Annotated in this window: 19 protein-coding genes; 12 read left to right on the forward strand and 7 right to left on the reverse strand. The window is 41.4% G+C overall.

The features are described from left to right. Nucleotides 1–280 precede the first annotated feature (280 nt). Together F9K23_17865 and F9K23_17870 are read left to right on the forward strand one after the other, a co-directional pair. Nucleotides 281–715, forward strand: coding sequence for a hypothetical protein (locus F9K23_17865; protein ID KAB2913093.1), 435 nt, complete (start codon nt 281–283; stop codon nt 713–715). A gap of 18 nt (nt 716–733) precedes the next feature. Next, nucleotides 734–1,738, forward strand: a complete 1,005-nt coding sequence (locus F9K23_17870; GenBank protein ID KAB2913094.1) for a glycosyltransferase family 9 protein — start codon at nt 734–736, stop codon at nt 1,736–1,738. 40 nt (nt 1,739–1,778) lie between these two features. Here the strand turns inward: F9K23_17870 and F9K23_17875 are convergent, their stop codons facing one another. Further along, a complete protein-coding gene (locus F9K23_17875) occupies nt 1,779–3,068 on the reverse strand; it encodes an NAD(P)/FAD-dependent oxidoreductase (GenBank protein KAB2913095.1) in 1,290 nt (429 codons plus the stop codon). A gap of 156 nt (nt 3,069–3,224) precedes the next feature. Here F9K23_17875 and F9K23_17880 point away from each other — a divergent pair, with 156 nt between their 5' ends. After that, the gene (locus tag F9K23_17880) at nt 3,225–5,720 is read left to right on the forward strand and encodes a gliding motility-associated C-terminal domain-containing protein (GenBank protein ID KAB2913096.1); all 2,496 of its coding nucleotides are present in this window, start codon (nt 3,225–3,227) and stop codon (nt 5,718–5,720) included. 2 nt (nt 5,721–5,722) lie between these two features. Here the strand turns inward: F9K23_17880 and F9K23_17885 are convergent, their stop codons facing one another. After that, entirely contained in the window at nt 5,723–7,579 is a 1,857-nt protein-coding gene (locus tag F9K23_17885) for a M1 family metallopeptidase (GenBank protein KAB2913097.1), read from the reverse strand. Nucleotides 7,580–7,690: 111 nt separating this feature from the next. On the opposite strand from F9K23_17885, the gene F9K23_17890 reads away from it, so the two are divergent. Beyond that, complete coding sequence (locus F9K23_17890; protein ID KAB2913098.1) at nt 7,691–8,239, forward strand: DinB family protein; 549 nt, start codon at nt 7,691–7,693, stop codon at nt 8,237–8,239. 126 nt (nt 8,240–8,365) lie between these two features. Here the strand turns inward: F9K23_17890 and F9K23_17895 are convergent, their stop codons facing one another. The 3 genes from F9K23_17895 to tilS form a co-directional block, all read right to left on the reverse strand. After that, complete coding sequence (locus F9K23_17895) at nt 8,366–9,706, reverse strand: AarF/ABC1/UbiB kinase family protein (GenBank protein ID KAB2913099.1); 1,341 nt, start codon at nt 9,704–9,706, stop codon at nt 8,366–8,368. 63 nt (nt 9,707–9,769) lie between these two features. Beyond that, nucleotides 9,770–10,399, reverse strand: coding sequence for a TetR/AcrR family transcriptional regulator (locus tag F9K23_17900; protein ID KAB2913100.1), 630 nt, complete (start codon nt 10,397–10,399; stop codon nt 9,770–9,772). Nucleotides 10,400–10,648: 249 nt separating this feature from the next. Further along, nucleotides 10,649–12,229 carry a tRNA lysidine(34) synthetase TilS gene (gene tilS / locus F9K23_17905; GenBank protein ID KAB2913101.1) on the reverse strand — a complete coding sequence of 527 codons (1,581 nt, stop codon included), beginning with the start codon at nt 12,227–12,229 and terminating at the stop codon, nt 10,649–10,651. On the opposite strand from tilS, the gene F9K23_17910 reads away from it, so the two are divergent. The 7 genes from F9K23_17910 (at nt 12,048) to rocD (ending at nt 18,695) form a co-directional block, all read left to right on the forward strand. Beyond that, a complete protein-coding gene (locus F9K23_17910; protein ID KAB2913102.1) occupies nt 12,048–13,646 on the forward strand; it encodes a hypothetical protein in 1,599 nt (532 codons plus the stop codon). The genes tilS and F9K23_17910 overlap by 182 nt on opposite strands. 73 nt (nt 13,647–13,719) lie before the next feature. After that, nucleotides 13,720–14,217, forward strand: coding sequence for an OmpA family protein (locus tag F9K23_17915; protein ID KAB2913103.1), 498 nt, complete (start codon nt 13,720–13,722; stop codon nt 14,215–14,217). Between the two features lie 24 nt (nt 14,218–14,241). Further along, nucleotides 14,242–15,270 (forward strand): hypothetical protein, encoded by a 1,029-nt coding sequence (locus tag F9K23_17920; GenBank protein KAB2913104.1) that lies wholly within the window; start codon nt 14,242–14,244, stop codon nt 15,268–15,270. 130 nt (nt 15,271–15,400) lie between these two features. Continuing rightward, nucleotides 15,401–16,231, forward strand: a complete 831-nt coding sequence (locus tag F9K23_17925; protein KAB2913105.1) for a mechanosensitive ion channel — start codon at nt 15,401–15,403, stop codon at nt 16,229–16,231. Nucleotides 16,232–16,385: 154 nt separating this feature from the next. After that, the gene (locus tag F9K23_17930; GenBank protein ID KAB2913106.1) at nt 16,386–16,724 is read left to right on the forward strand and encodes a carboxypeptidase-like regulatory domain-containing protein; all 339 of its coding nucleotides are present in this window, start codon (nt 16,386–16,388) and stop codon (nt 16,722–16,724) included. A gap of 141 nt (nt 16,725–16,865) precedes the next feature. Further along, complete coding sequence (locus F9K23_17935; GenBank protein ID KAB2913107.1) at nt 16,866–17,342, forward strand: toxin-antitoxin system YwqK family antitoxin; 477 nt, start codon at nt 16,866–16,868, stop codon at nt 17,340–17,342. 123 nt (nt 17,343–17,465) lie between these two features. Next, nucleotides 17,466–18,695, forward strand: coding sequence for an ornithine--oxo-acid transaminase (rocD, locus tag F9K23_17940; protein KAB2913108.1), 1,230 nt, complete (start codon nt 17,466–17,468; stop codon nt 18,693–18,695). 34 nt (nt 18,696–18,729) lie between these two features. Here rocD and F9K23_17945 read toward each other — a convergent pair whose 3' ends face one another. Next, nucleotides 18,730–19,365 carry a PorT family protein gene (locus tag F9K23_17945; GenBank protein ID KAB2913109.1) on the reverse strand — a complete coding sequence of 212 codons (636 nt, stop codon included), beginning with the start codon at nt 19,363–19,365 and terminating at the stop codon, nt 18,730–18,732. 90 nt (nt 19,366–19,455) lie between these two features. Here F9K23_17945 and F9K23_17950 point away from each other — a divergent pair, with 90 nt between their 5' ends. Next, nucleotides 19,456–20,820 carry an NAD-dependent succinate-semialdehyde dehydrogenase gene (locus F9K23_17950; protein KAB2913110.1) on the forward strand — a complete coding sequence of 455 codons (1,365 nt, stop codon included), beginning with the start codon at nt 19,456–19,458 and terminating at the stop codon, nt 20,818–20,820. On the opposite strand, the gene F9K23_17955 is transcribed toward F9K23_17950, so the two are convergent. Continuing rightward, nucleotides 20,815–21,300, reverse strand: coding sequence for a hypothetical protein (locus F9K23_17955; GenBank protein ID KAB2913111.1), 486 nt, complete (start codon nt 21,298–21,300; stop codon nt 20,815–20,817). The genes F9K23_17950 and F9K23_17955 overlap by 6 nt on opposite strands. Nucleotides 21,301–21,329 lie beyond the last annotated feature (29 nt).

The raw sequence follows: 21,329 nt of genomic DNA on the forward strand, positions 1-21,329 counted from the left end.
AGAGAACTTCCCCCTTCAAAATTTGAAGGGCTGCAAAGGTAATACTTTTCATTTCTTTGTCAAGTATTATTTTCACCTTTTTTCTCGTCACAGCATCTACTCTCTATCAGAACGGGGTGCAAAGGTATGAATATTTTGAAGATTGCAAGCACTATTGTTAAGTTTTGATTAACAAGTATGCTTACTACCTGTTTCTCAGCGGTATATTTTATCAGTGCAACGTTAAAGAACTAAGGTGCATCAATGGTTTTAGCATAATTATTGATAGTTTTGCTTAGTTATGATGATGAGAATTGTTTGTACGCTGCTATTATATATAGGTGTTGTTGGCTTTGTAAACGGCCAACGAGACAGTGGTTTTGTGGATTTGAAGGTAGGAGACTCCATTACTTTAGGGGCTTGCAGCCATGCGCAGTATGGTTTTATGGGGATTGACATTGTAACCAAAACCCGCTGGATTGACCGTGGAATACCTTATGACAGTGTTTCGGGGGCGGGGTTTTACTATTACTTTTTTAATGAGGGTGACTTTGACAGCCGCAGGTTGGGCTGTGAATACTCGGGCAAGAAGTTTAAGGTGGTGGGCTTTCAAACGGTGAAGGAAGACAACGGTAAAGAACGCTTAATCATCTTTGGCCGTATTAATAATGACCCGCTAACGGCGTTGTGGATTGAGGCTGATGAGGCTATTGCTGCCAAAGAACTTGTATTCTGATTATCTTTACGCCCGATTTTGAAGGTACTTATTATCCGTTTCAGTTCTATTGGCGATATTGTGCTTACTACGCCGGTGGTACGCTGCCTTAAACAGCAGGTACCGGGGGCTGTGGTGCATTTTCTTACCAAAAAGCAGTTTGCCCCGCTGCTTACTACTAATATATATATAGATAAGGTAATTGGTTTGGAGGATAGCCTTGGTGATACTATTAAGGTATTGCAGGCAGAGGGCTATGACCAGGTTATTGATTTACATAACAATTTGCGTACCCTACGGGTGAAGACGTTGCTGCGTCGCCCTTCTGCTTCGTTTGCAAAACTGAACCTTAAGAAGTGGTTACTTGTGAACACTAAGGTGGATTGCATGCCAAAGGTTCATATTGTGGACCGCTATATGGCAACGATGAGGAAGCTGGGGGTGAAGTATGACGGAATGGGTATGGATTATTTTATCCCCGCTGATACTAAAGTGGACTTGACGCAATGGCCGGATGTGTTTGCCAAGGGTTATGTAGCGTATGCTATTGGCGGGCAGCATACTACTAAGAAGATGCCCAACCATAAGATTGCGGAGGTTTTGCAAGCGCTGAACTATCCGGTGGTGTTGCTGGGCGGTAAAGAAGACCGGGAAAACGGTGATACTATATTAAAACAGGCTCCCTCCTGCCCTGCTATTAATTTGTGTGACGAACTAAGCTTACACCAATCGGCATGGGTGGCCAAAAACGCAAAGGGATTGATTAGCCACGATACGGGTATGATGCACATTGCTGCTGCTTTGGATGTACCTATATTATCTATATGGGGAAATACTGTACCGCAATTGGGTATGTATCCTTTTTATAAAGATGGGTCAACGGCTGCTTTAAAGGCCGAGATGTTTGAGGTGATGGGATTAAAATGCCGTCCTTGTTCTAAAATAGGATTTGATAAATGCCCCAAGGGACACTTTGACTGTATGGAAGCTCAAAACTCGGCCGGGATTGCTAAAGCAGCTTTAGCACTTACAGTTAACCGTTAAAAGTACCTTATAACAATAACTATAACTATACTATATACTATTAATCTCCCGTGGGAGCATCCTTTTTATACGGACGAATTATAAGACGTATTGCCCGTTGGTAGCTAAAGTAGCTCCATACCCAGTTTAGTAACACTACAAAGCGGTTGCGGTAGCCCACTAACATCAGCAGGTGCACCAGCATCCACACGTACCAAGCAAACCACCCTTTAAACTTTATAAAAGGTAAATCAACCACGGCTTTGTTACGGCCAATAGTAGCCATACTACCTTTATCGTAGTACTTGAAGGGCTTAAACGGTTTGTTTTTGCTAAGACCATTTAAGTTGACAGCCAAGTTGGCTGCTTGCTGCATGGCAACAGGTGCCACCATTGGATGTCCTTTGGGATAATCTTCGGTAGCCATTGCAGCTACATCACCAATTGCAAATACATTATCGTACCCACTTACCTTATTATATATATCTACTTTATACCTACCCCGCTCAATAGACCCGACATCCAACCCATCAATCAATTTCCCTTTCACCCCTGCCGACCATATTACGGTTTCGGTATTCATTGTAGTGCCGTTACTTAACTTCAACACTTGCCCGTCGTATTCCTGTACAGCGGTATTAACAAGTACGTGCACACCCATGTTTCTCAAAAACTTTGAGGCCGCATCGGATGCGTTCTGACTCATTGCTGCCAGCACCCTCGGTCCTGCTTCAATCAAGTGTATCGACATTAGGTTAGGGTCAAGCTCGGTATAGTCGTACGGAAGCACGTTGGTCTTAATTTCGGCCATCGCCCCCGCCAACTCTACCCCTGTGGGGCCTGCCCCAACAATTACAAAGTTTAATATTCGTTGCTTGTCGGCAATAGTAGGTGCCGCCATGGCTTTTTCAAACTCCTGCAATAAATCACTGCGAATATCTAATGACTCAGGAATACTCTTTAACGGCATGCTCCAATGCTCTATACTTTGGTTGCCGAAAAAGTTGGTAGTAGCACCGGTTGCAATTACCAAGTAATCGTATAAAAAGTTACCTACGTTGGTAATAACCGTATTGTTTTTTGCATCCACCTGCTGCACCTCGGCCATTCGGAAAGCAACATTGGGCATGGGGCCTATCATTTTCCGGTACGGATAAGCAATGGCATCACTACCCAAACCACCCGTAGCTACTTGATACAGCAGTGGCTGAAACGTGTGATAATTGTGTTTATCAAGAAGAAATACCTTGTATTTTGATTTGTTTAGCTGCTTTGCCAGCCTTAGGCCTGCAAAACCGCCCCCAATGATAACTACCGTAGGGTACGGAAGTTCGTTAAAAGCTAACGTCATGGAAGTAGGGATTGGTTACTGCAAAGGTCAATGTTTTTTTGGGTTTTATTTTAATTAGGCTTACAATTTTGTTGCTGTGCAATTGTCATAATCCATCTTGATTTTATACCACATGCAACAATTTGGTAGAATATGTAATCAAGGTTTATAGAAACGATGAAACGTAAGGCTTGTATATTTTTACTTTTACTTGGGTTAATGATTTTACCCATGCTGACGCAGGCCCAAAAAGAAAATAATATCTGGTATTTTGGTGTGGGCTGCGGGCTTGATTTTTCAACTACCCCTCCTACCCCTTTAAGCAACGGAAAAATAAACACCAACGAGGGTTGTTCTTCGGTTTCTGATGGACAAGGCAATTTGCTGTTTTATACCGATGGCATTTCTGTTTGGAATAAAAACCATACGGTGATGGATAGCGGTACCGGACTAAAGGGCAATTCTTCTGCCACGCAATCGTCGGTGGTGGTTAAGGCACCGTGTACTACAGATAAGTACTATATTTTTACTGCCGATTGTCTTGAAAGCCCCGTTAATGCTTCTCATTACTCGGTAGTAGAAATGCAACACAACGGCGGTTTGGGCAAAGTGGTTGAAAAAAACACCGTTTTGTTTAACGGAAGATCTTCAGAAAAGATTACTTGTGTAAAAGATAATGCGGGCGGTTTTTGGATTATTATACACCCCATAGGAAGCGATGCATTCCACAGCTATCATTTAACCTCAACCGGACTTGACCCTACTCCGGTGATAAGCAATCAGGGTCACGTGTATGAAAACAGCGGAATGGGCTTTATCGGTTATTTAAAATCATCACCCGACGGAAAAAAAATTGCCGCTTGTATAGTAGATGCCCGAGCTGTTGAGATTTTTGACTTTGATAATGCAACCGGAAAATTATCTAACCACTTGTTGCTAGACAGTTCAACAAACGGTCCATATTACTATGGCTGTTCATTTTCACCTGACAGTAAGTTGTTTTATGCAGCATCGCTAACCGGCGGTGGTATTTACCAATTTGATGTTTCGCTACCCACCGATGCAGAAATTGTTGCTTCAAAAACAAGAATTTCTACAACTCCGGGTACACCCCGAACATTGGGAGCCATGCAACTTGCTGCTGACGGAAAGATATATGTGGCCGTAATGAGCAGTAAAAAACTGGATGTGATTGGAAATCCTAACCAAAAAGGGGTAGGATGCGGCTATGTTGAAGGTGGAATTGTCATGACCGGTATGCTGACTTTTGTAAGATTAGGGTTACCCAATTTTATTGAAAACCCTAATCCTTTTGGCCTATCTGTTGATTTGGGACCCGATACATCTGTTTGTAATTCCAACTCAATAACTATAAAACCATCAAGCCTTTTGCAGGGAACATACTTATGGAATACAGGAGCTACCACAACTTCTATCTCTGTAGCTACCTCCGGTACTTATTGGTTAAAAATAACCGCAGGCTGCGAGGTAGGCTACGATACTATTAAAGTAACTCAGAAAAACGCAGGGGTGACTATTGATTTGGGTAAAGACACTATTGTTTGTAATAAACAACACACGCTTGAGTTACCCCCACCTCCTAATGGAGTTACCTATAAGTGGTTCAATGAATCATCAGCAAAAAGTGTTACCATTACTCAAAGCGGAAAATATTGGGTAAAGGTAAATACCCCCTGCGGTTTGATAACCGATACCATTAATGTTACCCTTATTAAAGACAGTATTGCACCTATACAATTGGGTAACGATACTGTAATTTGTGGCACTAGTTACACCCTTGGTACAACCTCGGCTCCGCAGGTAAACTATTTATGGAATACAGGCGATACATTTTCTACCCTTACTATTAATAAAACAGGAATGTATTGGCTAAAAGCTGAAAATGCTTGTTATAAAAAGGCCGACACTATTAATGTAGAGTTTGTGCAAGATTCTGTACTAAGTATTGATTTAGGCAACGATTCTTTGCTTTGCGGCAGCAACCTTATGCTTGATGCAGGTTATTTTTATAAGGCTAAATATTTATGGAGCACGGGCGACACTACCCGCACGATTGTTGCCGATACCATAGCCACCTATTCTGTAATGGTAACTACTTATGGGTGCAAAAATGTAATAAAGGACACCATAAACGTAATGGCGTTCTATACAACGCCGCTCAAGTTTCCCAACGATACTGACATCTGTAACCACCATTTTGCAGATGGTTTTGATTTAAGCCCGAAAGGTTTTTATACCCACTACAATTGGAGTACAGGTAGCACGGAGCCAAAGTTTATTGCCAAACAACCCGGCAATTATGCTTTGCAAGTGCGGGATACCTGCGGTTTCGTGTACAACGACGATATAACTATTATAGTGAACGAGTGCATTTGTGATTTGTTTGTACCCAATGCTTTTACGCCTGATGGTGACGGTTTGAATGATGTTTTTTATGTGAGTGAATATTGCGGTTTGATTAAATACCGTTTGTGGATTTTTAACCGCTGGGGCGAGGTAATGTTTGAAACCAATAACCCCACTGCCACATGGGACGGAACTTACAAAGGACAGGCAGTACCCGAAGGTGTTTATGGAGTTCTGATTGACTACACTTTTGATAAACTCCCTACAAAACCCGAGTATAGAGGCAACCTTACAATTATGAGGTAAGTTTATTTCCCTTCAATCATTATCTCGGCATCGTCGGGTAATATCATTGCGTTGTTTTCGCGTTCAGTATCTGCTAAATAATAACCGGGGTCGATAATAATTTGAGCTACTTCTTTTTTACCGTCAATTTCAATGGTGTAAAACGGGTTTACCCACTGCCAATCGGCTAAGGTATTAACCTTTACTTTGCCAAAATCAGTTTTTGTACCGCGCATCAACGTTAGCGGAATGTAATACCATTGGCTGCTGCCGTCAGCAAAACGAACCAATACTTCTAAAGGCATCATCATTTTACCCTTGCGCTCAAGCGTAATATTGGTTTTGTTTTTTGTGGTATAAAACGATTTTACTGCGTAGTCAATCGTATTGGTAGTATTCACCCATTGCTCAAAATACCAATCCAGTTCAAGGCCGCTTACTTTTTCCATTACCCGTTTTAGGGCAGTTGCATCAGGGTGTTTAAACTTCCACTCGTTATAAAAGCGCAGCATCCCGTTTTGGTAGTTGGCTTCCCCCACTATATAACGCAACTGGTGCAAAAACACCCCGCCTTTGTTATACGCCGATGAACCGTATCCGCCGTTAGAGTTAAAGAAATCAGCGTGAGTGGTTAGTGGCTCGTCTAATTCTGACTCAGTCATCGCCCAATAGCCTTTATAGCCAGCAAAAAATAAAGGTTCGCCGTCATCATACCCTAAGTGGTTCATCACCTCATCCGAGGTGTAAGTGGTAAACCCTTCGTCCATCCAACCGTAGTGGCTTTCATCAAACGCAAGTACGCCTTGAAACCAACTGTGGTTCATTTCATGGACAGAAACTCCAACAAGGCTCGAAAACCCGCGTTTTCCTGTAATCAGTGTCGCCATCGGGTATTCCATACCTCCATCGCCGCCTTGCACAAAGCTGTACTGCTTGTAAGGGTACTCTCCGTAATGGCTGTTCATCCAATTCATCGATTTCTCCATGTACTCGCCCAACTTGCTCCACGTTTGGTGCAAAGTATCGTTGTCTTCATACACAAAATAAAACACTACGCCGTTTTGGCATTTGCGGCTTTTTACCACATAATCAGGGTCGGCAGCCCACACAAAATCATGTACGTTGGGGGCTTTAAACTTCCAAGTCAGTTTTTTACCGTCGGCACGTTTAACCTTCGCTCCTTCTGCTTCGTAGCCATGCCCTATTTCGTTTGCATTCTGCAAATAGCCTGTTCCGCCAATAATAAAATTCGAATCAATAGTAATGTTTACTTCAAAATCACCCCAGATACCATAAAACTCACGGCCAATGTATTCGTTGGCGTGCCAACCTTGCACATCGTATTCGCACATTTTTGGGTACCATTGCGCCATGCTGTAATCAATCCCTTCGGCATTGTTACGTCCGCTGCGGCGTATCTGCACCGGTACTTGTGCATCAAAGTCCATTTCGAATGTTGCCTTCTTTCCGGGCAAAATGGGTTTATCCAGCTCAACTTCAAGTATTGTACCTTGTGTTGTGAATTTCACATCCGTTCCGTTTTGCTTTAGGCTGTTGATTTTTTGAAATCCTTGTTCTTCGGGTCGAAGCTTACTAATCCTATCGCCGATATTTTTTTGCGGGTCTTGTATGGTACGGTTGCGCACATCCATCTCACTACCCGGCTGAAAGGCATTGAAATACAAATGATAAAACACTTTATACAAGGTATCGGGCGAGTTATTAAAGTAGGTTAGCTTTTGTTTGCCTTTGTATTGGTGCTTGGCCGCATCAAAATCAACATCTATTACATATTCTGCACGTTGTTGCCAATAACCGTGTTGGGCGCTTGCAACCGATGCCACTACTAAACAAATTGCCAAATAAAAATACCTTGTCATTGTTGTGTACAAAAAATTTGTTGCGCGAGTTTAACTATTTGCACGGGTTTTAATGCAATATGTTTGATGATTTAGACGAACAAAAAAGAATATCTGCTAACTTTACACCATATGACGGTACACGATGTTTTGGAAAGGGCAAAGGAAGATTTTTTGCGTGCCGATGAAGACATAAGGCACCTTCTTCACAACCACAAGGAGCTGCTGTGGAAGCCCGCCCCTGATAAATGGAGTGCGGCACAATGTATTGAGCACATTATGGTGAGTAATACCCGCTATTTTGAGGCTTTGGAAAATAAACTTGCCGTGCTGGAAGGGAAAGAGAAGAATAAGCAGCCATACCGACCTACTTTTTGGGGCAAATTACTTTATAAGGCGGTTGACCCTGACCGTATGAAATCACACAAATCTAAAGCCCCGAAAATTTTTAATCCCCAACCGGTGGTTGAAATTCCTACGTTGATTACCCGGTTTGAAAGAAGCCAACAAGTATTGCAAGGATTTTTGCATAAAACCATGGAAACGGACGCTACACAAAAAATACAATCTCCTGTTTCAAGGTTTATTACTTATTCATTAGCCGATACAATGGCTATTTTGAGTAAGCACGAGATTCGTCACTTTTTGCAAGCCAAAAATGTTTTGGCACTTAGAGGGTAATTTTTCTCGATAGCTTTCTGAATGTAAAATTCATTCCTTTTAAAATAAAATGCACCGAAGGATTTTAAACCCTTCGGCGCATTGTTTTTTAATTTAGTATAAATACTTTTATCCCATCAAGGCAATTTAAACTGCTAGCTCCAAATGGTGCTCAACAACTTTATCTTTCCAATCGCCCATACGGGTATTAATATTTGCTTTTAGCTGGTTAAGCATACTGTACAACCCAAACATGGTGCGGTTTACATACAGCCCGTGTTGTGAACCTCTGCCATCGCCGCCGGCACGTATTTCTTTATTATTGCTCAACTCTTCGGCCATTGCATAAATGCGGTTAATGTAGTCATCGTCGCCAAAATCAAAACTATCTTGAAGGTGGGGTTGCGCCAATAATTGTATCAAATTCCTGAACGTATCTTTATACAACCGTTTGCGTTGATCGCTATCGTTGTCATAAATGATCTCCATTCGGCGCATAATATCTTCAAGCACTTTATCGTCTGCTGTAACTTCGGGTATAATCATCCCGAAATAATCGTAGTAAAACGTTTCGGGTATCACTTTTATACAGCCAAAATCAATCACTCCCACTGAACCATCGTCGTTAAACAAAAAGTTACCGGGATGTGGGTCGGCGTGAATTGAACGTAACGTATGGTTTTGAAATTCATAAAAACTCCACAACGCCTGACCTATTTTGTTACGCACTTCTTGCGAAGGATTGGTAGCCAAAAACTCGTTTAAGTGTTTGCCGTCCATCCAATCCATCGTAATAATACGGTCGGCAGAGTATTCCGGGTAATACTTCGGAAACTTAATCCCCTCAATGTGGGCGCATTGTTCAGCAGTTTCCTGTGAACGTTTAAGTTCTAACAAATAATCGGTTTCTTCTAATAGTTTGCCCTCAACTTCTATCAGGTATTTAGCCAATTCTTTTTCGGTAAGATTAAACATCCGCAAAGCGATGGGCTTCACAATTTTCAAATCGCTTTTAATACTATCGGCCACACCGGGGTATTGTATTTTAACCGCCAGTTTCTTCCCGTCTTTGTAGGCAGTATGTACCTGCCCTATGCTTGCCGCGTTGGTGGCATTCATCTCAAAACTGTCAAACAGTTCCTGAGGTGTTCTCCCCAACGATTTGGTAAATGTTTTTACTACTAACGGGCCACTAAGCGGCGGGGCACTGTATTGTGCCATCGTAAATTTATCGCTGTAAGCTTTTGGCAATACGGCTTTATCCATGCTTAGCATTTGCGCCACTTTTAGGGCGCTGCCTTTTAACTGGCTTAAGCTGTTGTAAATATCCTCGGCGTTTTCTTTGTGTAATTCTTCTTTATCCAAATCAGGGTCAAACGCTTTTTTCACATAGTGTTTGATGTAATTACCCCCGATTTTCGCTCCTGTGCCTACAAATTTTAAGTTACGGTCAACTTTTGATGTGGCTATTTTATCTTGATACTTCATTTTAGGGCTGATGATTAGAAATTGTGAGTGGAAATATTAAAAACAAACCTGCATCGAAACTTCCTACATCGACCTGTTTTGAAACATGAATTTCCCAAAATCCAACGCGGCGTCTAATACTCCTTTGCCCAACAATTCAAACGCCAAGTGCAACGATTTTTCAATAACGGCATCGGTTTTCTCAAAATCTTTACTGTCGTCTTTTAGCCAAAACTGATGGATAAATGCGAATTGTAGCCACAAACCGTCGGCATATTTATCTGAAAGGTATTTTCGGTCGGCCACTTCATTGTTGTTAATACCTTCACCTATGATAACCTGTGTAAAGGCTTTGAAATCGTCTTTTATCGCATCCAAATAGCGGGGAACGGGAGTATGTATTTTGTTACGTTGGTGCAAGTGCAGTAGGTAACTACGGTAACTGCGGGCATTTTCTACCCAACTGAAAAATAATGCCAACATCTTTTCTCGGGCACCGTAATTTTTAAATACTTCGTCGGCCTCTAATTTTTCTTTAGTGGCAGCAAATAAATGTCCCATAATGTGTTTTTCTATGGCGGCAAACGAGCCGAAATATTTATAAAATTCGCTCTCTTCCATATCGAGGCTTTTTGCAAACGTAAAAACACTTTTGGGTTGCTCGCCGTTTTCGAGCAAGTAGGCTATGTAAGCATCTATTATTTTTTGTTCCATGAGATTAAGGGATGATTTTTATCTATAACCGTAATTGTACCGCAAAGTTTAAGGCTTATCAGGGTGGTATGTTATTGCATTTGCATCAACACTCCGATTTGCTGTATCAAGTGCATAATTACCCGCATTAACGGAGGGCGAACATACATAGCCCGAATGCCTGACTATATCCTTTCAACAACTATGCGCTGAAAAGGTTAGACCGGTTTGATAAAATTTTAAGAATTATTTTAAGACTGTCGTACCTATTTACTGAACAGGCGTTATTACCAACACCTCTTTGGTTTGGGGAGTAACTTTAAAACGGTCGTCAACACGCAATCCTGCAATGCAAACCAAATGTTCTCCCGAAAAAAGTAACGGGAATTCGCCTTTGCTAAATACGGGTACTTTTAAATTGATAAATACATCGCTCACTTTTTTCTTTTTCCGCATTCCCAGCGGGTAAAAGTAATCCCCTTTTTTCCAGCCTCTTACTGATAAAGGGAATTGTAATTTCTCTGCATCCAGTTGAGCAATGGCTGAGTCTGTTGAAATCTCATAGCCTTTTGCATCCAACCGTTGTATGGAATATGTTTTACCGGCAAACGAAAAACTCGTGGCTGTTGCTTCAATAACAAATTGTGTGGTTTCTTTTTCACGTTGTTCAAGCGGCCTCACAATAATTGCCTCGCGGTCTATCAACGCCTCGCCGTTCTCCCCGTAAAAAATTGTTCCACTATGCCCTGAAAGGCTTTGCGCCATTTGCGCTACTACATCGTTGCTAAATCCGTAGGGTTTCAATAGTTCATATAAATACACCTGCGGTTGCGGTAACGCCAGCAAGCCCGCTTTGTTTATCATCAACCCCTCCCCTTCTCTGTGGGTTATGGCAGCTGTGTTAGCAGTAATTACTTCATCTATCAGTTGGCGGTATTGGCCTACCAAGGTTGATAGGTTGTAAAAACTCTCCTCATAATTGGGGTTTAAGCCTTTTAGTACGGGCAAAACCACATTCCTAAGTTTATTGCGGCTGTATTTATTAAGACTGTTGCTGCTGTCTTCCCGCCATTTAAGTTTTTTGGCTTTGGCAAACTCTTCAATCTCGGCTCTGGTAGCCAATAGCAACGGGCGGATTAAATTACCTTCCCGCGGTTTCATACCTTGCAAGCCGGCTAACCCCGAACCTCTGTTTATATTAAATAGTATCGTCTCTACTTGGTCGGTTTGGTGGTGAGCGGTAGCCAGTAAATCATAACCTTCATTACTCATCACCTCATGAAACCAATTGTAGCGTAGTTGCCTTGCCGCTACCTGTGTAGACACTTTATGCTGTTTAGCATAGTTAAGGGTATCAAACCGGATAGAAAAAAAAGGCACTTGAAGTTTTTGGGCAAAGGTTCGGGCAAAATCCTCATCGCCGTCACTCTCCTCAGCACGCAAACTAAAATTACAGTGCGCAAGGGCAATATCACAGCCGTTCTCCTTTAATAATGTTGCCAATACCACGCTGTCAACTCCCCCGCTAAAAGCCAACAGTATTTTTTGTGCAGGCAATACTTTAACCTGATTTTGCATAAAAGCCCCGAAAGCCTGTAAACTAATTGGCATAATTTGTGAACAAAGGTCGTTAAAAATTACTTTTGCCAAAGCAACGGCATTAAGCCCTATGATAAAAGCCCTTTTTAAAACATCGATAACAGTAGTTTTTGTTTTTATAACGATTGCGCTGAGTGCCCAAACCAAAATTGAATTATTAGGGGCTGAATACCTTGAATACAAAGAACCCCAATTTGGCAAAGTGCGCCGATTGATTGGCGGTGTGGGCTTTAAGCACGAAGACGTAACCATGTATTGCGATAGTGCCTACCAAAACGAGGAAAACAATACGTTTACGGCGTACAGTAATGTGAAAATTTATCAGGGAGACTCGGTGAGTTTGTTTGGTGATACGCTTTACTACCAAGGAAACACCCGCACGGCTCTGCTAAAAGGTAAAGTGGTTACGCTAAACGACGGGCAAACCACCCTTACTACCGATGCTATTAATTATGATGCCAATGTGGGGATAGGCTACTATAACACACACGGCCACATTGTGAGTAAGGAAAATACAATGGATAGCCGCATAGGCAGCTATGACACCAAAAGCAAAACGTTTGAGTTTAAGGACAGCGTGGTATTAATAAACCCTGAGTACGTAATGTATTGCGACACGCTACAGTATAATACCTCTAACCAATATGCGTACTTTTTTGGCCCGACACGAATAATAAATACCAAAGATTCAACACTGGTGTATTGCGAACAAGGCTGGTACAATACCAAAATCAACTATTCGCAGATTAAAAAGAACTCCTATATTTTTACTGAAGACAAGAAACTGTTTGCCGATAGTATGGTGTACACAGGCAAAACAGGTATAGACGAAGCCTTTGGAAATATTTTGCTGGTGGATACCACTAATAAGATAGAAATACACGGGCAGCGGGGCACATACAACCGCAATACCAACAAAGCGTGGGTTACCAAAGCTCCGTATGCAAGTATGCAGGTTGAAAAGGATACGTTATTTGTTACGGCGGATACGTTACTTACTACTTACGATACCATTTTGCGCAACCGTACCTTATATACCTACCACAAAACCAAGTTTTATAAAAAGGATATGCAGGGATTGTGCGACTCGTTGCAATACTCTTTTAAAGACTCGGTAATAAATATGGAGGGTAACCCTGTGCTTTGGAACGATAAAAACCAAATCACCGCCGATACTTTGCGCGTTTATATGAAAGACGGCCAGCTGCAAATGATGCGCATGATGAAAAATACCTTTATTGTGATGGAACGCGACAGCGTGAAGTACAACCAAATAAAGGGACGTAATGCGGAAGCTTATTTTGCAGACAGGAGATTGAAACAAGTAACCGTGAACCAAGATGTAGAGAATGTATATTATGTAGAAGAGGATACCGGCAAATACATTGGAATGCAAAAAGTGATTTGCGGCAGTTTGCGTATTGAAATAGACAGTAACAAGGTGGGCAAGGTATTTTACCATCTTTCGCCGGTAGGAGATTTGCACCCGATGGACAAAATACCTGCGGGTGAGGATAGACTAAAAGGTTTTAGGTGGCTGGCAAACATACGTCCCAATAGCAAAACGGATGTTATCCCCGTATATGTTCCTGAGAAGCAGCCTGAAAAACCTGCTCCTAAACAAAAAGAGAAGAAAAAGAAGGACACAAAGGACAAACCCAAAAAGTAAGCCTCTCAACTATCCGTTCATAAAAAATAAAACTTCCCTGTATCTTTCATACCCTAATGCGATTATAGGGTAGATGAAAAAATGGAGTTTATTTTTCATACCAATAGTATTCTTTTGTCTTAGCAGCACCGCCCAATCACAGCGTACGAGTGACTCGCTCTATAACCCATTCAATAATCCCAAAGTAGGTGATTACCTAACAATTCCTATTTTATGGGGCTGTTCACCAAATATTAACCCTGATGTCGCTAAAAATTTAGACGAACATGTGATTACTGTCATAAAAAACTATCCTAACCTGATTTTCAGATTAGAATCACATAGTGATTGCAGAGCAGATAGTGCCTATAACCGAGACTTTACTCAACGTCGTGCAGATATAATGATGGCCTATTTAATCGATAAGCAAGTTGATACCTCGCGTATTAAAGCAGTAGGCATCGGCGAGGATAATCTATTCATCAAAAAATGTAATTGTGAGCTTTCTGACTATGAACGGAAATGTACAGAAGCCGAGCATCAACAAAACCGAAGAACCGTATTGCGCATAATTGCAATAAAAGAAAATTAAGCACCGTTAATACCTACACTACCTATGAACCGTAAAAAAATTATTCTTTTTGTTTTTGTGTTGCTTTTTGCAACCGCCACGTATTCGCAAAGCGAATATTATTGGTTTACCCCCGGCGATGCCCAAGCAGTAAAAATGTACATTGAAAAGCGCAGCCAAATAAGGGATAGTATCATTAAAAATAACATTCGCAACGTTACCACCTACTACAAACAATTTGATAAAAAAGGAAACATTACCCGTAATGTGGTTGCTACCGAAGAAACGTACGACAATAAAGGCGACCTTGTTGTAAAATCCTTTTATGATTATAAGGGTCGCCCAAAATACACCTGTTACTACACCTATAATAGTTCGGGTATACAAACAGCTTTTAAAAAGTTTGACAAAAAAGGGAACTACATCAGCGGTTGGGAGTACATTGTAAATGCAAACAACCTTGTTGAGAAGCGCACCTTTTATAATAAAAAGGAAAGCGCTGTATCGTGGTCAGAATCTATTACTTATAATGATGCGGGACAACCCACTAAAACAGTACATACCAATAAGAAAGGTAAAGTCTTCTCTTCAATAGAAACCGATTACTATACAGACGGCAACAAAAAAGAGGTTAGGCACTATGGCAAAAAGGGTAAACTGATTTCAGTAGTTAAATACGATTGCTTGGCCGTTGGTGTTATATCAAACAATAAAAACAGCGATACGGCGGCATCATGCACTAAAAGCACGTACGACGCTGACAGCAATAAAATTATTACCAATGAAATTGTGTACCCAAACGGTAAAATGTGGCGCAGCATTTCTATCATTAACAAACAGGGTAAACTGATTGAATGGAAATCAATCAACCCTAAAGGTGAAGAGGCCTATAAAGAAACTCACACCTATAATGATAAGGGACTTGAAATAACCCACACGTTCACCTCAAGCAAATACACGCCACATAATTACCGACTTGAATACGTGTATGACGATAAAGGACAAAATACGGTTACCAAACGCTACAACCGAAAGAATATACTGTTGTACGAAACGCATAAGTTTATCCGCTAAAAACTACATAATCTTATTAATGGAGCGCACCGAAAATTTTTTCAGTGCGCTTTTTGTTTGTCCCAATAAAAAATCATGCAGTAGTAATTGTAAAATCACAGTTCTATTATAATCTTGCCTTCATAAATACATGAAAGCAGAACTTAAATCCGTTGAAGAATACTTGAGGCAATGGGCCGACTCGGCCATTCAATTCCTACCCAATCTTTTAGGAGCTTTAGCCCTGATTACCATTGGCTTTTGGCTGGTGCGCGTAGTTGATAAAATACTGCACCGCTTTTTTGAACGCCGCGATTATGAAATATCCCTCGAAACTTTTTTACGCAGCTTTATAGGCATTGGTCTCAAAATAGTGCTGATAATAACAGCCGCGGGAATAGTGGGCTTCCCCACCACCTCATTAGTTGCCATTTTTGGTGCGGCTGGTTTAGCGGTGGGTTTGGCATTGCAGGGGTCGCTTTCAAACTTTGCAGGGGGTGTTTTGATACTAATTTTCCGTCCGTTTAAAGTAGGGGATTTGGTTACACTGAGCGGAGAATTTGGCGAGGTAAAAGAAATCCAGATATTCAATACCATTATCCTTACCCCTGATAACCGCACCGTAATTTTTCCAAACGGGGCCATCTCAAACGGCACCATCATCAACCACAGCAAGCATGGCAACCTGTTGGTTGAAATGAAACTAAGCATTGATTTTACAGAAGACTTTGAAAAAGTGCGTTCAATTATCCTTAGAGAATTAAACAACGACCCTAACGTGTTAAAAAATCCGGCTGCGGATGTGTTTATTGTTGGCTACGGAGACACTTCTTTGCAACTTACAATACGCCCCTATGCCGCACCCGAACATTATTGGGATGTGCATTTTACTACACTTAATAACCTGCGGAAAGCATTAATAGCAAATGGCGTACGCGACCCACAACCTGTAACCCGTGTAATGGTGTTAAAAAACGATTGAGATAATCCCTTGAATAGTAGTTAAAGCGACTGTGCTCTAGCATTGCCGCTTTTTTATTGCCTGTCCCAATTTCAATGTTAAGAACAATTCCTTAATGTTCGATTAACATTTGAGAAATATCTGATTAACATTTCCGAAATACTTTTGCTGCCGAATGAAAAACATAGTGTTTGCAGTTTTGCTGCTGATAACAAATACAATAGCTATTGCCGGAAATACTGACCCTGAAGCTAAATACAGCATTAAAGGACAAGTTACAGACGAAAAGGGAGACCCCTTGGCAGGTGTAGAAGTGTTTGTTGAAGGACTAGACAAAAAAGTTTATACTGATTTTGACGGCAATTTTGAGGTGAACCAATTAAAAAGCGGAACCTATACGCTTAAGTTTTCATACGTGGCATATAATGAAGCTAAAAACGTATTCAAAACTATACAATCCAACCCTGAGTTAACAGTAGTAAAACTACAAAAACGAAAGCTAAAACTAGGTTAACACCTATAAATACTATCATCTTGCTGTTTACAGCGGCTTTTCTGCATATTAAATAATTTTTACTCTAATGTTATGTAATTGTTAAACATTATTCTATCTTTGCTTTATAATATTCATCAAACACTTTAATAAAATAAAGCAATGAAAAAATCAATGTTTAACGCAGTAATTATGTTGTTTGCATTGGTTTTCTCAAGTGCAGCACTAAATGCTAATCCCACAGAAACCAATGTAAAAATCTTTTATGACCAAAATGGTAATCTTTACAATGGGATGTATTACACGTACTATGAAGGGGGCCTTGTTGAAAGCGAACTGTATATAGTGGAGGGTAAAATCCAAGGGAAAGCCTACTTCTATTACCAATCAGGAAAAATGATGGAAGTGGGTAAGTATGTCGATGGCCAACGCCAAGGCGAATGGGTTAAATTTAACGAAGCCGGAAAGAAAGTCAGCCAAGCCAATTTTAAGGATGACAAAAAAGATGGCGAATGGAAAATATACAACAATGCAGGCCAACTGCTTTTTGAAATGCACTACAGCATGGATAAAAAAGTAGGTACTTGGAAGCAATGGAACGATAAAGGCGAGTTGGTGGCTGAACAAACCTACAACTAAGCAGCCTGCACGAGTTTCTTTTTAATTTTTCTTTTCATAAAGCCCGCAGCAATGCGGGTTTTGTGTTTTATACCACATATAGAGTCATTTTGCCGTCAGTGATATAAACAATACCTTTGTACTATGGTTGAGACAAAAGAAAACACCCAGTATTATATTGATTTAGAAGAAAACTTCGGTGCCCACAACTACCACCCTTTGCCGGTTGTGCTTGAAAAAGGTGAAGGCGTTTTTGTTTGGGATGTTGAAGGCAAAAAATACTATGATTTTCTTTCGGCCTACAGTGCTGTTAACCAAGGTCATTGCCATCCGCGTATTATCAAAGCATTGGTTAGCCAAGCACAGCAACTTACCCTTACCTCGCGCGCCTTTCACAACAATGTGTTGGGCGAATACGAAAAATACATTACTGAATATTTTGGCTATGAACGCGTGTTGCCCATGAACACAGGCGTAGAAGGTGGAGAGACCGCTATAAAACTATGCCGCCGTTGGGGCTATACCATAAAAGGCATACCCGCCAACCAAGCCAAAATAGTTTTTGTAGAAGGTAACTTTTGGGGACGAACCATTGCCGCCATCTCAAGCAGTACCGACCCATCCAGCACTGCTAACTTCGGGCCTTTTGTACCGGGCTACGAGATTGTGCCCTACAATAATACCGAAGCACTGGAAAAGGCTTTTCAAGACCCGAATGTTGCGGGCTTTATGTTTGAGCCGATACAAGGTGAGGCAGGCGTTGTGATACCTGATGAAGGATACTTAAAAGCTGTGCGCGAATTGTGCAACCGATACAATGTATTGATGATTGCCGATGAAGTACAAACTGGTATTGCCCGTACAGGCAAATTATTGGCTTGCGACCATGAGGAAGTTAAACCCGATATTTTGATTTTAGGGAAGGCACTTTCGGGAGGTGTATTACCTGTATCTGCGGTATTGAGCAGCCACGAAATAATTTTAACCATTAAACCCGGTGAGCACGGCAGTACGTTTGGCGGTAATCCATTAGCCTGCAAAGTTGCTATGGCTGCGCTTGATGTGGTTAAAGACGAGAAACTGGCCGAGAACGCAGAAGCCATGGGAAAAATTTTCCGTGAGCGTATGGCATCAATTCAGTCAGATTTAATTACTGCTGTACGCGGTAAAGGCTTGCTGAACGCAATTGTGATAAAACCTTTCGGCGATGGCAAAACAGCTTGGGATGTGTGCATTGCGCTAAAAGAAAACGGGCTGCTTGCCAAACAAACCCACGGGGATATTATCCGTTTTGCCCCTCCCCTAACTATTAACGAAGAACAGCTGCACGAAGCCTGCGATATAATTGAAAAAACCATTACCCGCTTGGGATAATGGTTTTCTAAATTTATACTCACGGTGGGATTTGTTACAACGAAACAGAAATACCGACTGAAGCAGTAAACACTCTGTTTTTAGCTATTCCGCTACTTTTCTCCACATCACTCAATCCATACAAGTAACGTACTTCGGGTAGAATATTAATGTTGGAGATGTGCATACGCAATCCAAGACCGCCAATGATACCGGAAGAGTTTTTCTCAAACCTGTCGGTAACGGTTTTAGTATTTGTATAAGGTTGCTGTATGGCATCTTTCACTGAGCTTAAGCTACCGTAGTTATATCCCGCAAAAGCATAAAAGCCTAACAGTTTCAGCACTTTGAAATTGTACACTGCTGATAAGGTAATATCAGTATAGTTCAACTTTCGTATCGCTTCCACCTTCACATTGTTGCTATCGTAGTAATTAACCAATGCGCCTTGCGGATTGTATAGCAATTCTGCACGCAATCCAAACTTTTTCAATACTCTCACTTGAGCAAACGCACCCGCCATCACAAAGCGGTTTTTATCAATAGTTAGTAAATCAGAATTTTTTAAATCGGCAAAGTTGGCGTAGTTATAGCCAAAACGAACACCTGCCTGAAATTTGGGCAGTCCCTTTTGGGCATTGGCTATTAAAGTAAAAAATAATAACAGGCTTACTATACCTAATCGTTTCATAGCAGTTAATTTTGTGGTTCAAATTTGGCAATAAGTTTGAGCAATTGAAACTGAAAAATTTGCCCATTTTAATCATTAACGAACCGAGCGATGGAATTTGTGTCTAAAAACCCCTACACTGGTGAAATAAAATCAAGCTACCCTTTTGCCAGCCGCCAACAAATTGATACCACAATTGATGCTGCCCAAACAGCCTTTACCCATTGGAGAACCATGTCGTTTGCCCGCAGGGGTGAACATTTCAAAAAATTGGCAACTCTTATGGAAACTCAGAAGAGTGAATTAGCCGCAACACTTACTTTTGAGATGGGCAAACCGTTGCGTGAAAGCAGTGCTGAATTAGACAAAACCATTGCCGCCTGCCTGTACTATGCAGATAATGCCGAACCACTTTTAAAAGGACAGCTATTGAAAGGTAGCGACCTTCAAGCCGAGATTATATACCAACCCCTAGGGGTAATTTTCGGGATTTTCCCTTGGAACTTTCCTTTCTGGCAAGTGCTTCGTTTTGCCATACCCACATTAATGGCTGGCAATACCGCCATTTTCAAACACGCTCCTAATGTGCCTGAATGCTCGTTGCACATCCAACGTTTGTTTGAAGAAGCCGGATTTCCGCACGGGGTGCTGCAAAACCTGTTTGCAGGATTAGACGACATTGAACATATTATTGCCCACAGTAAAATAAAAGCGGTAACCTTAACAGGCAGCGAAAAAGCAGGGTCTTCTGTTGCTATGCTGGCTGGCAAGTATCTTAAAAAAAGTGTGATGGAATTAGGCGGTAGCGATGCTTTTGTGGTGCTTGAAGATGCTGATTTAGAAAAAACCTTAAAAGCGGCACTACGCTCACGTTTTCAAAACAGCGGGCAAAGTTGCATATCGGCTAAACGTTTTATTGTGAAACGGGAGATTGCCGATAGTTTTACGCATTTACTGGTAGAAAAAGTAAAGGGGCTAAAACAAGGTAACCCGTTTGAAGAAGGTATTACGATGGGCACACTGGCACGCCCTGACTTGGCCGATAAGGTTGAAGAACAACTACAAATTACGTTGAAAGCAGGGGCTAAATTGTTAACTGGCGGTAAACGCATCGGTCCTGCGGTGCTTGAACCTACAGTAATCAGTCATGTACCGCTGACTTCTCCTGCATTTACCCAAGAAGTGTTTGGCCCTGTAGCCCCCATCTTTGTGGTAGATACGGATGAGGAAGCACTGCAATTGGCTAACTATACAGTGTACGGCTTAGGAGCTTCGGTATGGACACAAAGCGCTGAAAGAGCGCGTCATTTTGCCGAAGGAATCAACAGTGGTATGGTGTATATAAACGAAATGGTACGCAGTGTGCCTGAGCTTCCTTTTGGCGGAATAAACAACTCAGGGTATGGCCGTGAACTTTCAGTGTACGGTATCACTGAGTTTGTAAACATTAAAGGCATTTACACAACACTTTCATAAGGGTTGTAAATGCTCTTCCAAATCAGCTACCACCAGCTTATTTCCTTTACGCCCTGTAATTAGTATTTCAAAGTCTTCTTCCTTTAGTTTTTCTGCTTGGGCTTCAATCCCACCCGGAAATTTATCAATCATTTCACCCGTATCTCTTACTACCCTCCAATAAGGGGTTACGTTTGTTTTTCCTTCTTGCCTGTTCTCTTCGGCTGCTTCAGCCACAATCCGTAAAAAAATACCCGTTGTTAAAGGGCAGGTGGTTGCAGTATCATAATCATGTGCAAACTTTTTTCGCATTGCACCAATAGTGATAAGCTTTCCCCTGGGTACACTGTTTACCAATGTATCTATAATTTTAGGAGTTACAATTACCATGGTACCTTGCCCCCATCCGGCAGGCATATTTGGTGGAAGTTCAACAATTTCAGGCACGGAGGGTTTCTCCATTTTCAGCTTCCAGCTTTTAGCAGGTTTCTTAGTGCTCATCCTGCTGCAAAATTAATACTTCACACATT

This window comes from Bacteroidota bacterium (assembly GCA_008933805.1).
GTDB lineage: Bacteria > Bacteroidota > Bacteroidia > UBA8524 > UBA8524 > SB11.